At 44.4% G+C, this 13,686-nt stretch carries 14 protein-coding genes and 1 pseudogene; 12 read left to right on the top strand and 3 right to left on the bottom strand.

Annotated elements, in window-relative coordinates:
- Window positions 1–6 precede the first annotated feature (6 nt).
- Complete coding sequence (locus LWH95_RS17265) at window positions 7–378, top strand: hypothetical protein (RefSeq protein WP_080030921.1); 372 nt, start codon at window positions 7–9, stop codon at window positions 376–378.
- A 59-nt stretch (window positions 379–437) separates the two neighbouring features.
- Complete coding sequence (locus LWH95_RS17260; protein WP_232920062.1) at window positions 438–842, top strand: YugN-like family protein; 405 nt, start codon at window positions 438–440, stop codon at window positions 840–842.
- Here the strand turns inward: LWH95_RS17260 and LWH95_RS17255 are convergent.
- The gene (locus LWH95_RS17255; RefSeq protein ID WP_003242193.1) at window positions 839–1,822 is read right to left on the bottom strand and encodes a potassium channel family protein; all 984 of its coding nucleotides are present in this window, start codon (window positions 1,820–1,822) and stop codon (window positions 839–841) included. The genes LWH95_RS17260 and LWH95_RS17255 overlap by 4 nt on opposite strands.
- On the bottom strand, window positions 1,819–2,151 hold the full coding sequence (gene mstX, locus LWH95_RS17250; protein WP_060399374.1) for a biofilm formation protein MstX: 333 nt from the start codon (window positions 2,149–2,151) through the stop codon (window positions 1,819–1,821). The genes LWH95_RS17255 and mstX overlap by 4 nt, the downstream gene beginning before the upstream one ends.
- Before the next feature lie 46 nt (window positions 2,152–2,197).
- Here mstX and LWH95_RS17245 point away from each other — a divergent pair, with 46 nt between their 5' ends.
- The 7 genes from LWH95_RS17245 to LWH95_RS17215 all read left to right on the top strand — a co-directional run bounded on the left by LWH95_RS17245 (window position 2,198) and on the right by LWH95_RS17215 (window position 8,145).
- Window positions 2,198–2,461, top strand: a complete 264-nt coding sequence (locus tag LWH95_RS17245; RefSeq protein ID WP_133486228.1) for a hypothetical protein — start codon at window positions 2,198–2,200, stop codon at window positions 2,459–2,461.
- 40 nt (window positions 2,462–2,501) lie between these two features.
- Entirely contained in the window at window positions 2,502–3,179 is a 678-nt protein-coding gene (locus LWH95_RS17240; protein ID WP_003242198.1) for a zinc metallopeptidase, read from the top strand.
- 43 nt (window positions 3,180–3,222) lie between these two features.
- Window positions 3,223–4,515 (top strand): hemolysin family protein, encoded by a 1,293-nt coding sequence (locus LWH95_RS17235; protein WP_232920061.1) that lies wholly within the window; start codon window positions 3,223–3,225, stop codon window positions 4,513–4,515.
- A gap of 125 nt (window positions 4,516–4,640) precedes the next feature.
- Window positions 4,641–6,305 (top strand): glycoside hydrolase family 13 protein, encoded by a 1,665-nt coding sequence (locus tag LWH95_RS17230; RefSeq protein WP_232920060.1) that lies wholly within the window; start codon window positions 4,641–4,643, stop codon window positions 6,303–6,305.
- Between the two features lie 117 nt (window positions 6,306–6,422).
- The gene (locus LWH95_RS17225) at window positions 6,423–6,821 is read left to right on the top strand and encodes a secondary thiamine-phosphate synthase enzyme YjbQ (protein ID WP_133486233.1); all 399 of its coding nucleotides are present in this window, start codon (window positions 6,423–6,425) and stop codon (window positions 6,819–6,821) included.
- Window positions 6,822–6,834: 13 nt separating this feature from the next.
- On the top strand, window positions 6,835–7,866 hold the full coding sequence (locus LWH95_RS17220; protein WP_232920059.1) for a nitronate monooxygenase: 1,032 nt from the start codon (window positions 6,835–6,837) through the stop codon (window positions 7,864–7,866).
- 24 nt (window positions 7,867–7,890) lie between these two features.
- Window positions 7,891–8,145, top strand: a complete 255-nt coding sequence (locus LWH95_RS17215) for a hypothetical protein (protein ID WP_003242211.1) — start codon at window positions 7,891–7,893, stop codon at window positions 8,143–8,145.
- Window positions 8,146–8,157: 12 nt separating this feature from the next.
- Here the strand turns inward: LWH95_RS17215 and LWH95_RS17210 are convergent, their stop codons facing one another.
- Window positions 8,158–8,895 (bottom strand): protein-glutamine gamma-glutamyltransferase, encoded by a 738-nt coding sequence (locus LWH95_RS17210; RefSeq protein WP_003242213.1) that lies wholly within the window; start codon window positions 8,893–8,895, stop codon window positions 8,158–8,160.
- Between the two features lie 160 nt (window positions 8,896–9,055).
- On the opposite strand from LWH95_RS17210, the gene mcpB reads away from it, so the two are divergent.
- The 3 genes and pseudogenes from mcpB (at window position 9,056) to mcpA (ending at window position 13,656) form a co-directional block, all read left to right on the top strand.
- A complete protein-coding gene (gene mcpB, locus LWH95_RS17205; protein WP_232920058.1) occupies window positions 9,056–11,044 on the top strand; it encodes a methyl-accepting chemotaxis protein McpB in 1,989 nt (662 codons plus the stop codon).
- Between the two features lie 168 nt (window positions 11,045–11,212).
- A pseudogene (locus LWH95_RS17200) lies at window positions 11,213–11,545 on the top strand (methyl-accepting chemotaxis protein); the annotation flags it as partial.
- A gap of 122 nt (window positions 11,546–11,667) precedes the next feature.
- Window positions 11,668–13,656, top strand: coding sequence for a methyl-accepting chemotaxis protein (mcpA, locus tag LWH95_RS17195; protein WP_442860846.1), 1,989 nt, complete (start codon window positions 11,668–11,670; stop codon window positions 13,654–13,656).
- Window positions 13,657–13,686 lie beyond the last annotated feature (30 nt).

Raw genomic sequence — 13,686 nt, 5'->3', positions numbered from 1 at the left:
GTGCTGATGTTCATGAAACAAATGGTTAAACATCTCATCATTGCCGTTTTTTCTGCAGCTGTTCTAAGCATTCTTATCTCCTTTGATGCCGTGTATACAGAGTTTTCTTCAAGCTTCGGCGGCACGCTATCACACTTTTTCATCCACGCCTTTCTTCTCATTGGTTTGCCGCTTGCGCTTTTTACCGATGCGGTACACCGGATGATGCATTTAAAACGATCTCATACTCTTTTCACTAAATTAGGACTCTATGCCGCAGTTGTTTATGTTTCATGGGAATCTGCTGCAGGGCTTGCAGCGGCAATGGCTGTTTACTTTTTAATTGAATGCGCTTTCTTTTTTGTTGGCCGCACGAAAGAAACAACGATTTCCATGTAGTACGCCTCTGAATGAAGTCTTGTTCGACGGGACAGGATAAGTGAAAAAGGGGCATTTTGATGATACCAATACCTTCCGCGATAGATGGGCAGTCTTTTCTGCTTCAAGAACTGGAACAAGTAATGAAGCCGCTCGGTTATGTGATAAACGGCGGCTGGGAATACGATCACGGCTACTTTGATTATAAAATTGATGATAGAGACGGCTATTTGTTTTTAAGGATTCCCGTCAATGCGGTACAGGGCAGTCTCGATGAACGCGGGGTGGCCGTTCGGATCGGAACGCCATTTATGCTGAGGCAGGTGTTTCAGGCGGATCTTGACGATTATGCCGAGGGAGGGCCATTCCAATCACTGTTTAATCAATTTTCCGAGCCGGAAAGGCGCGACGCGGAAATTGATCCGGCGTATTTGGATATCGGCGCTTCCCTTGTGAAAGAATTGGAGGATGTTCTGCTGCATTAGATCGCAAGAAATTGGTCTGTTTCGAGCACTTTATATGTAAGAGGAGGGGAAATCATCGGCCCTTCCTCTTTTTGTATGCCGATAATTGTCGTGTTGTGATCAAGGAAATGGAGGACGCACGTTTTGTAAGCAGCTCCCTTTAGATCGTCAGGAACAGAAAGAAGCTTCACATGTTGATCAAGTGTCAGCTTAATTCCGTTCTGCTTAGACGGCCGTAATTTGACTTGATAATGCTGCAGCATTGCCCGGCTGATAAATTCTGAAGTTCCGATGATTTGATTAGCGCCTGCCCGCTCCGCATTGGTGACAAACCGGTCAGTCAAAATCTCGACGATACAGTATGCAAGGGGGTTAAGCCCTTTAACAGATAAAAGAATCAGCACTGACAGCATATCTGCTTCAGCTTCACTTTTATACTGATCAGCTGTCACCATCACTGACTCCGCTTCAGCAACATTGGCCCTTTTCAGTGTCTCATCATCGGCAGCGTGCCCGCGTATGAAATGAACGTTTTCGATAAGCGGGCCTTCTTTTAAAGATTCATCGATCAGCACAACCGTCTTGGAAGGGGCCGTAAGCTGCAGCTCCTTCAGCAGCCGGTTTGATTTTTCATTCCACCCGATCATAATGATGTGGCCCCGCCCTTTGTAAGCGACTTTTCCTTCGATGTAGCGGTGCTGTCTGCTGATTGCGGCTGCAGATAACGTGGCGAAATATGCGGTGACAAAGCTTGCTCCGCTCAAAATCAGCAGTATTCCGGCTGCCTGTCCAAGCGGCGTGTGCGGCACATAGTCTCCATAGCCGACTGTCGAAACGGTAACGACAGCCCACCAAATGCCTTCAAATACCGAAGTGAACTGCTTCGGCTCAAGTACATAAATGATTTGGCCGAATAAAAGAATCAGAAATAAAATAATAACCCCGATTCGGATAAATAACGGCCACCTGAGCCATGAAATAAATATCCGATTTGATTTCATTCTTTTTCTCCTTCTTCAGATAATGAGATGGATAAAATCTGTTTAATAATTGTATTTAATTTCTCGTTTAGCTTTTCCTGGCCGTACGTATCTCGTGCCTGCTTCATTAAATCGGCTGTATCATCTTCAAGCTGAATAAGCGGCTCATCGATTTCCGATTCATTATAAAGCTGGATAAATGCATCCAGCCCTTCATTCATTCGGTCGATTGCTGTGCTCAGCTGTTCCTTTTCCTCACTCGTCACTTTCATGGCTTCCATCACACCCGTGCTTTTTTCTAACAGTATGTCCCACTTCCGATGATGTTTTTCAAAAAATGAACAAAACATATAAAAATGGATTTCTCCATAAACTAAAACAAAAAGGATGAAAAAGATGACGATCTTGCAAAGAACGATCGTGGTTTTGATCGGTACGCAGCTGGCGGCATCCGCGGTGATTTTGTTTATTTTCGATTTGAATTCATATAATCACTTTTCCGGCAGCTTCTCCTGGCTTCATTTTCTGAAACAGCTGGTCGGCAGCTTTTCCTTTTATTTGTTTTCAGCAGGTCTGTTCTTTCTGCTGATCGGATTGTGTGCTCCGAGCCGGAGGAAGAAGCGCATTTCTGTACACGGAAAAGAAAACTCATTAAAATAATCGTAATAGAGAAATGATCATGGAAAAAGGATGATGAAAAATGCTGTTTATATTTTTAACAATAGCCGCATTGGGATTGTCGTTTTGGGCACAATTTAAAGTAAAGAGCAACTTTGAAAAATATTCAAAAGTGGAAGCCTCAAGCGGACGTACAGGGGCAGAAACGGCAAGACGGATTTTAGATATAAACGGTCTTTACGACGTGCCGGTCGAACCGGTAAGAGGCACTTTAACAGACCATTACGACCCGACAAGACGGGTGGTGCGTTTATCTGAGCCGGTCTATTACGGCCGCTCAATTTCCGCCATATCCGTAGCTTCCCATGAAGTCGGACATGCCTTGCAGCATCAGGAGTCATATGGTGCGCTTGTGCTGAGACATAAAATCTTCCCAGTCGTGAATTTTGCATCCGGTGTAGCTCCTTTGCTTTTCTTAGGAGGCATGCTTCTCGGCAGCCTGAATCTGATCGGGCTTGGCATCATTTTGTTTTCAGCCGCTGTCTTTTTCCAGCTGATTACATTGCCTGTCGAATTCAATGCAAGTTCACGCGCGAAGCAAATTATTGTGTCAGAAGGATTCATCCGGAACAATGAAGAGAATGGGGTAAATAAAGTGCTGAGCGCCGCCGCCTTAACGTATGTGGCCGCCGCCCTGGTTTCCCTGTTTGAGCTTCTTCGCTTTGTGATGATCTTCTTAAACGGTCGTAATGAGAATTAACGTTAAGGAGGTGGCCCCTTACCATTTATGGTAAGGGCTTTTTTTGCTTATTTTACAACTGATCGCCATTTTTGTTTTGATTGGCATTACGGCTCTTTTCGTTGCAGCGGAATTTGCGATCGTCAAAATCAGAGGTTCAAAAATTAACCAGCTCATCGAAAGCGGTGACAGCCGGGCGCTTGCCGCACATAAAATCATCTCCAACCTTGACGAGTATTTATCAGCCTGCCAGCTCGGGATTACGATTACTGCCCTCGGCCTTGGATGGCTTGGTGAACCGACATTTGAACGCATTCTTCATCCCTTATTTACAATGACAGGCATGCCGGAACCGTTTAACCACATTGTCACATTTATCGTTGCATTTATCATCGTCACTTTTTTGCATGTGGTGATGGGTGAGCTTGCCCCGAAAACGGTTTCCATTCAAAAGGCTGAAGCTGTCAGTTTATGGATTGCAAAGCCGCTGATCTGGTTTTATAAAATCACGTATCCATTTATTAAAGCGTTGAACGGCTCTGCAAGTTTTCTTGTGAAATTGTTTGGCTTTCATTCAGTGAAGGAGCATGAGGTTGTCATCAGCGAGGAGGAACTGAGGCTGATCCTTTCAGAAAGCTATGAAAAGGGAGAAATCAATCAGTCTGAATTCCGCTATGTGAATAAGATTTTTGAATTCGACAACCGGGTAGCGAGAGAGATTATGATTCCGCGGACAGAAATTGCGGTTATCTCTCTGGAGCAGTCGCTTGAAGAAGCGATCCATCACATCATTAATGAACGGTATACACGTTACCCTGTCATTAAAGAAGACAAGGATCATATTTTAGGGATCATCAACAGCAAAGATATGTTTAAAGCTTATTTTCTCGGACAGCCGATCAAGCTGAAGCAGATTATGAGGCCCGTCATCAGAGTCATTGAAAGCATCCCTGTTCAGCAGCTTTTGATCCGCATGCAGAAGGAGCGGATTCACATGGCGATTCTCGTAGATGAATACGGGGGAACGGCGGGTCTTGTCACTGTCGAGGATATTATCGAGGAAATCGTCGGGGAAATTCGTGATGAATATGATCAGGATGAAACGCCGCACATTTTGAAAAAAGGCGAGCACCATTATGTAATGGATGGAAAAGCGCTAATAGACGAAGTAAACGATCTGCTCGACATTGCCATTGATAATGAAGAAATTGATACGATTGCAGGCTGGCTTCTGACGCAAAAAATGGAGCTGAAAGCAGGAGATGTGATATACGCAGAGGGTTGTGAGTTTAAAATCCTCGACGCCGAAGATCATCACATCCGTTTTATAGAAATTAAAAAAACTGACTTTTTATAAAAAGCAGCCGAAGATTGAGCGGCTGTTTTTTTATGACGTCTGGCGGTTTTCTGAAAAAGCAATGCTGTAAAGCCTTTTTTCTACATAAGATATATAGACCGGGACACTTAGGAGGGAGTGGCTGTATGAAAAAGGCTTGGTGGAAGGAAGCGGTTGTCTACCAAATTTACCCCCGCAGTTTTAAAGATTCAAATGGCGACGGGATCGGGGATATTCAAGGAATCAGATCCAAGCTTCACTACATAAAAGAGCTGGGCGCTGACGTCATCTGGATTTGCCCTTTGTACGATTCGCCCAATGCGGATAACGGCTATGATATCAGGGATTACAAAAACATATTAAGCGATTTCGGCACCATGGCTGATTTCGACCAGCTGCTTGGTGACATACATGAGCTGGGCATGAAGCTGATTATGGATCTTGTCGTGAACCATACAAGCGACGAACACCCGTGGTTCATTGAATCCCGTTCATCCATACACTCGGAAAAGCGCGACTGGTATATTTGGAAGGACGGCAAAAACGGAAAAGCGCCAAACAATTGGGAAAGTATTTTCGGCGGGCCGGCATGGCAGTATGATCAAAAGACAAGCCAGTATTATCTTCACCTTTTTGATAAAAAACAGCCTGATTTGAATTGGGAAAATGAAAAAGTGAGAAATGCCGTTTACGACATGATCAATTGGTGGCTTGAAAAAGGAATTGACGGATTTCGGGTGGATGCCATTACGCATATTAAGAAAAAAGAGGGGCTTCCAGATATGCCGAATCCCAAAGGGCTGGACTGCGTTCCTTCCTTTCCTTATCATATGAATGCTGACGGCATTATGGATTTGCTAACAGAGCTAAAGGAAAACACATTTTCCCGCTATCCGATTATGACAGTCGGAGAGGCAAATGGTGTCGCTGCAAAGGAAGCGGCTGATTGGGCTGGTGAAAAAAACGGCATCTTCAGCATGATTTTTCAATTTGAGCATCTCGGCCTGTGGGATGTAGAGATCAATGAAAGCATTGATATCGTTTCCTTCAAACGAATTCTAACAGAGTGGCAGGACAGTCTTGAAGGGATCGGCTGGAATGCTCTGTTTATGGAAAATCACGACCAGCCCCGTTCAGTTTCTGTGTGGGGAGACGACGGAGTGTACCTGAAAGAAAGTGCAAAAGCGCTTGCTTCTGTCTATTTTCTCATGAAAGGCACTCCGTTTATTTATCAGGGGCAGGAACTCGGCATGACAAACGTGGCATTTCCATCTATTGAGGACTATGATGATGTCGCCATGAAACGCCTGTATGATATAGAAACGGCGAAAGGCGCTTCCCACGAGGACGTGATGAAAATTGTCTGGAAAAAGGGAAGGGACAATTCACGAACGCCGATGCAATGGACTGCTGGTCCATACGCCGGATTTTCTGATGCAAAACCGTGGATCGGAATCAATAAGAATTACAAATGGCTGAATGCCGAGGCGCAAAAAAACGACAAAACATCCGTATACCACTTTTACAAAAGCTTGATCAAGCTGCGTCATACATACGATGTTTTTATCAATGGAACATACGAGCTCATTTTACCGGAAGATCAGCAAATCTTTGCGTATCTTCGGAAAAACGAGAGCCATACTGCACTGATTGCAGCCAATCTGACAGGAACGCCGGCCTTTTTCAAGCGCTCCGGATTGCCATTGTCATCAGACGCACTCGTATTGTCAAATGTGGAAACAGAGCCGCACAAGCACATAACATCAGTACTGTTAAAGCCGTATGAAGCAAGAATATATGTATGGCGCTAAACTCCAGCCAAAGACTGGAGTTTTTTGCTTTTATCAAGTTTATGTGAGCGGTTTAACAGGAAAAAAAGAACACAGAACGAATTAGCAAACAGAGCGGACAAATGAAAGGAGAAACAAATGCTGAAAACATTGCAAATCAAAACGGCCAAACGAGATGAAATGATTGAGATCACCCGCGAGGTGGAAGCGTTTCTTCAAGAAACAGGTGTAACGAGCGGCGCGGCGCTGATTTATTGTCCTCATACGACTGCGGGCATTACAATTAATGAAAATGCCGATCCCGATGTCAAAAAAGATATGCTCAGAAGGTTTGATGAGGTCTATCCATGGGAACACGAGCTGGATCGCCATATGGAGGGCAATACAGCTGCACACATGAAGTCGAGTACGGTCGGAGCTTCACAGCATGTCATTATTGACAACGGCCGACTCATTCTTGGAACGTGGCAGGGCATTTATTTCTGCGAATTTGACGGGCCGCGTACACGGACATGTTATATCAAAATCATAGGATAACAGGAGGGTTTTCATGACAGAATGGATGAAAGCATTATCGCTGACAAAACCTGTCATCCAAGCGCCAATGGCCGGCGGGCTTGTCACGCCCGGACTGGCAGCCGCTGTGTCGAATGAAGGCGCGCTCGGCAGCTTGGCGTCAGGATATCTCAGTCCCGCCATGCTCGAAAAGCAAATCATTGAAATGCAGCAGCTGACTGATCGAGTATTTCAGGTGAATGTGTTTGTTCCGGAAAGCAGAAAAGAACCGGATGAGGACATGATTAAAACTTGGAAAAACAGAATTCCGTTTGCCGAACAGGCTCCTCCATTCTCTTCAGAGGAAGAAGAATGGAAGGACTTCCATGAAAAAATAAACATCATTCTCAAACACAATGTAAAAGCCTGTTCATTTACGTTTGGCATTCCGCCGGACGAAAGCATTCAAGCGTTAAAGAAAAATGGCTGCTCTCTCATCGGAACAGCTACGACTCCGCAGGAAGCTGTCCTGCTTGAAGAACGCGGAATGGACATCATCGTACTGCAAGGAAGCGAAGCGGGCGGCCATCGCGGTTCCTTTCTGCCTGTCAGCGGGGAATCCGCTCTGGGCCTCATGTCGCTGATTCCCCAGGCGGCAGACGCCGTTTCCGTTCCAGTAATCGCTGCAGGCGGAATTGCCGACCGGCGCGGCGTCCAAGCCGCTCATTGTCTCGGAGCCCAAGGCGTACAGGTTGGGACGCCGTTTCTCATGTGTGAGGAATGCGAAGTATCTGAAGCGTACAGCCGCGAATTAAATAAAGCGCGGGGGACAGACACGCGCCTCACCTCATTGTTTTCAGGTAAGCCTGCAAGGGGTATAGTCAATCAATGGATGAAAGAGCAGCAAACTGAGGAGGCAAACGCGCTTCCTTATCCATTGCAAAACACGTTAACAAAGCCGATGAGAAAGCACGCAGCCAGTGAAAAAGATTCCGGGTACATGTCTCTGTGGGCCGGGCAATCTGTCGGAATGCTTAACGGGTCCGCTGATGTGAAAACGCTGTTAGCCGAGCTTTGCCGACCGTAACTTGATAAACAGAGGTGACAGATGATGAACATTCTTCAATATTCTTATAAAAAAAGAGGGAAAATTGAGTTTGTATTTGAAGGCTGGCCTCACTCAAAAGTTACAATGGCTCCTATCAAAGGGTACTATTTTGTCCGTTTTATTAAATGGAGCAGCTTAGATCCAATCGTGACAAGAAATGACCTCGAAAAAATGGAATGGGCTGCGAACCAGTATTTTGGCACAGCCCCTTTTTATCGAAAACGAAAAGCATTTGAAACCCCATCGTCCCGGAAATAGGCGATGGGGCTTTTAGCGGACGATGCGGTAAAGAGATGGAACATCCAGTCTGGTCGCCTGAGACATAAGGTAGGCCGGCTGTACGGCTCCCTTTCTTCTAAAAGAATTCAGCTTATCGATAATTTGCTGTCCGCTTAAGATTCCAAGGCCATGTGCAAAATATTTATCTTCTCCCAGTAAAATCACATTTTCGCCTCTCCACTGCGCTTTTTGCGGATCGAATTCAGGATTCTTAAAATACAAACAATCTCCGAGGAAAAAGTGATGTCCTGTTTCCGTATATATCGGCAATTTCTCATAATGCCAGTCATATAAAATAATTCTGTCAAAGTTGGCATCAAATTTTTTTTCCCCGATTGTATCAATCAATGCCAGATAATAAATAACAACAATTGCGGTCGCACATTCAAACGCATAAAACGGTCCGTTTTCTGCAATATCCCGAATGGCTTTTGAAGGCGGCATTCTATATTTCAGTTCCAAGGCGCCTTCCGGTGAAACCCTCCAATACTTTGTATTCCCATATGTTTTCAAAAAAGTGGCAAACTTCGCTCCGCTTTTGTGCAGCGTTTTTGCTGCTGCGACGATATTCATCCGCAGGTTCAGCTCAAACATCAGTTCAGCAATTGAATGATAATCAAACTGAACGGGCGTCTCAATCATCTCTTTTAACAGCGGATTCAAATTCTTATCAATCTTCCAGTTTTCAATATCTTGGGGACGGAGCAATTGTCCGGACACAATAATCATCTTTAGCCCCCCTTGTTTTTTATAAGATATGCAAAGGGCTTGGGCAATGAAAGTTTAAAAAAACAGAAGGCAGCCGAAAAAGAACTTCTTCCATTTTTTATTTTAAAACTTTTTTAAGCAGCCGATATATACTGTATCAAACCCTAAGGAGAAACTGAACATGAAGACTTTTACCAACTGGCTGAAGAAACCGTCTATCTCAAGGAAATTAATCGTCTCATTTATTGCAATTCTCATTATCCCTATTCTTATATTGGAATTTAGTTCTTACCGAAGCGCCAGCGGAAAGCTGGATCAGGAAATTATGGGAAATGCGAAAAACAGTGTAGATACATTTAATACAACCGTTACAAATGATCTGGGAGCAAAAGCGAAAGCAGTTACCTTTTTCAGTGAATCTCTTAAAAACTCCGCGTTCAAAGGAAAGTCTAATCAAGAAGAGCTCAAGGCTAAGTTTTCACAATATGTCTCGATTAATCAAGGAGTAGCCAGAATTTATGGAGGCGCAGAAAACGGTAATTATGTACAAGCGCCGAAAGAACAATTGCCGGATGGATACGATCCGAGACAGCGCCCTTGGTATCAAGATGCGATGAAGGCCGGCGGTGAAATTGTAGTGACAGATCCTTACGTGGCAGCGAATGACGGAAGCATGGTCATTACTATTGCCCAGCAGCTGAAGGACGGATCTGGCGTTGTCGCCATGGATATTACCATTGATAAATTGTTAGAACAGATGAAACAAATCAAGGTCGGAAAAGAAGGCTATGTTTTCATTGCAACGAAAAACAAAACCTATGTTGCCCACCAGGACCATAAGGCTGGAGAAAAGCTGTCAGGAGAGTGGGTTGCCAAAATGTATGCCAATGACAGCGGTGACCTCCAGTACACTCTGGGTAACGAAGATAAAAAGATGACCTATACAACAAATGAACTGACTGGGTGGAAAATTGCCGGCACAATGTATATGAGTGAAATCAAGGATGCCTCAAAGTCTGTTTTGATAACAGGCATGATCGTGCTGATCGCTTCCATTGCGGCAGGCGGGCTTTTAATTCTGTTTATCGTTCGTTCGATTACAAAACCGTTAAAACGTCTCGTTCAATCATCGAAAACAATCAGCAGCGGAGATCTGACAGAAACGATCGAAATCCGTTCGAAGGATGAGCTTGGAGAGCTAGGGGAAAGCTTCAATGGAATGGCACAATCTCTCCGCTCACTGATCAGCACTATCCAGGACTCGGTGAACAATGTGGCCGCATCGTCCGAACAGCTTACCGCCTCTGCCGGACAGACAAGTAAAGCCACCGAGCATATTACGATGGCGATTGAGCAGTTCTCAAACGGAAACGAGGAGCAAAGCGAAAAGGTGGATTCCAGCTCTCATCAGCTGAATTTAATGAATGAAGGGCTCCAGCAAGTCTCACAAACATCATCAGATATTACAAAGGCGTCTATTCAATCAACAGAAATCGCCGGAACGGGTGAAAAGTTTGTCCAGCAGACAGTCGGACAGATGAACTCAATTAATCAATCAGTTCAGCAGGCTGAAGCTGTAGTCAAAGGCTTAGAAGGAAAATCAAAAGACATCACAAGCATTTTGAGAGTCATTAACGGCATCGCTGACCAAACAAATCTGCTGGCATTAAACGCAGCCATTGAAGCGGCGCGTGCCGGAGAATCAGGCCGCGGCTTCTCTGTCGTAGCGGAGGAAGTGCGCAAACTGGCTGTTCAATCTGCTGATTCAGCAAAAGAAATCGAAAAGCTGATCCAAGAAATCGTAGCAGAAATCGAAACCTCTCTTCATATGTTTAAAGCAGTGAATCAGGAAGTACAGTCTGGACTTGTTGTCACAGACAATACAAAAGAAAGCTTCCAGAGCATTTTCAGCATGACAAACGAAATCGCAGGCAAATTGCAGACGATGAATTCCACAGTCGAACAGCTGTCAGACCGTTCACAGCATGTTTCAGCAGCAGTCAGCGGCATTGCCGATGTGTCGAAAGAAAGCTCGGCAAGCATTCAAGACATTGCTGCCTCAGCCGAGGAGCAGCTTGCCTCAATGGAAGAAATCAGTTCATCAGCGACCACCCTTGCACAGATGGCAGAAGAGCTTCGTGATCTGACAAAGCAATTTAAAATTGAATAAAAGCAGAAAAACAGCGCTTATCAAGGCGCTGTTTTTTTATAAGGAATTCATAACAAAGATCTAGTGCATTCGGTGATTTTAGAACTGTTTTTCATTTTCACTTTCATTTTCAATGTAATATAAAGGAAGGTCCGCTGATATAATTTGTGAATGATTGAAAGAAGGTTCGTAAACAAAGAAGTTGAAACAGGGCTTGTCATGACGGATGAAACAAAACAAAGCTTCAAACATATATCGCACATGACCAATCAAATTGCTTCTGAATTGCAAAACATGAATGCGACGGTTGAGGAACTGTCAGCGGGAGCTCAAGAAATTTCCGCTGCTTCAAATGATATCACGGCCATTTCTAAAGAAAGCTCGGACGGCATCCAAGATATCGCCGCTTCTGCTGAGGAACAGCTGGCATCCATGGAGGAGATCAGTTCATCTGCACAGACGCTTGAAAGAATGTCTGAAGAGCTCCGTGATCTGACAAAACGATTTAAGGTGGATAGATAATAGGACTAAATAACTATCTATTTATGGGGAATTAGTTACTTTTGTTAAATTTCTTCTTTTTTACTGTATATATTTACCCATTTCCTGCCGATATGAAGGGTAGCATAAAAAAGGAGAAATGAATGATGAAAAAAATACTCCAACTCATAAAACAAAGATCAATTACACGGAAACTTCTCGTTTCCTTTCTGTCGATCCTCATCATACCGGTTGTCATATTGGCAGCCATTGCTTATCAATCGGCAAGCAGCTCACTCGACAGACAGATGATGGGGAGCGCATTGGAAAATGTACAGCAATTAAACGAAATTATTAACACCAGCATCGGTGAAAAAGAAAACAGCGCCGCTTACTTCAGCGAATGGCTGACAAAAGAGAGATATAAAGCAAAAAGCAATGCAAGCATTAAAGAGAAATTCTCACAATATATCAGCATTCATAAAGATGTAGAATCCATTTATACAAGTGACAAAAATGGGCGCTTCACCCGTTACCCGGATCTTCCGATGCCGAGCGGCTATAATCCGGTTGAACGCGACTGGTACAAAAAAGCGGTTGCGAATAAAGGAAAAGTTGTTGTGACTGACCCTTATAAAACCGCTTCTACAAATACAATGGTTGTGACAATCGCCCAACAGACAAAAGATGGTTCAGGCGTTATCGCAATCAACATGACGATTGAAAATCTGCTGAAAACAACTAAAAAAGTCAATATTGGTAAACAAGGCTACGCATTTATCATGACAAAGGACAAAAAGGTTGTCGCCCATCCTAATGAAACCTCAGGAACTGAATTGAAGGGCGACTGGCTCGACAAGGTGCTAAATGCGGATAAAGGCGATTTTCAATACACGATGGACGGCGATAAGAAAAAAATGGCCTTTGACACAAACAAGTTAACGGGATGGAAAATCGGCGGCACCATGTATTTGGATGAAATTCATGAGGCAGCCCAGCCTGTCCTTCACATTGCTTTGATTGTCTTGGCAGCAGCTATTATTATAGGGATTATCGTTATGACATTGATCATTCGGTCGATTACAACGCCGCTGAAACAGCTCGTCGGTTCCTCTAAGCGGATCAGCGAGGGAGACTTGACGGAAACCATTGATATCCGTTCAAAAGATGAATTGGGCGAACTCGGCAAAAGCTTCAATAATATGGCGTCGTCACTTCGTTCCCTCATACACGCCATCCAGGATTCGGTAGACAATGTTGCGGCTTCCTCTGAGGAGCTGACCGCATCAGCCGCCCAAACGAGCAAGGCAACAGAGCACATTACATTGGCGATTGAACAGTTTTCTAACGGCAATGAAAAACAAAACGAAAACATTGAAACCGCAGCAGAGCACATTTATCAAATGAATGACGGATTGACGAATATGGCTCAAGCTTCTGAAGTGATTACAGATTCATCTGTTCAATCGACAGAAATTGCAAGTGAAGGCGGCAAGCTTGTTCATCAAACCGTCGGCCAAATGAACGTCATTGACAGGTCCGTTAAAGAAGCAGAACAAGTCGTACGCGGATTGGAAACGAAATCGAAAGATATCACCAATATTTTGCGTGTGATTAACGGTATCGCAGATCAGACGAACCTGCTTGCCCTAAACGCAGCGATTGAAGCGGCGCGCGCAGGCGAGTACGGCCGCGGCTTCTCCGTTGTAGCGGAAGAAGTGAGAAAGCTGGCAGTTCAATCAGCAGATTCAGCAAAAGAGATTGAAGGATTAATCATCGAGATTGTGAAGGAAATCAATACATCTCTCGGCATGTTCCAGTCTGTCAATCAAGAGGTGCAGACAGGCCTTGATATCACAGATAAAACAGAAATGAGCTTTAAACGCATTTCTGAAATGACGAACCAAATCGCCGGCGAACTGCAAAATATGAGTGCGACGGTTCAGCAGCTTTCTGCGAGCTCTGAGGAAGTTTCGGGAGCATCCGAGCACATTGCATCGATTTCAAAAGAAAGTTCAGCTCATATCCAAGATATCGCGGCATCAGCCGAAGAGCAGCTTGCTTCCATGGAAGAAATCAGCTCGTCAGCAGAAACCCTTTCGTCTATGGCGGAAGAGCTTCGCGACATGACCAAACGATTTAAAATCGAATAATGAGCACAAACACCCAAGCCTGTACGCTTG

It is taken from the genome of Bacillus sp. G16 (assembly GCF_021282335.1).
In the GTDB taxonomy this organism is placed as follows: Bacteria; Bacillota; Bacilli; order Bacillales; family Bacillaceae; genus Bacillus; species Bacillus inaquosorum.
Note: the sequence above shows the minus strand (reverse complement) of the source record. Positions and strands in the feature narration are given on the sequence as shown.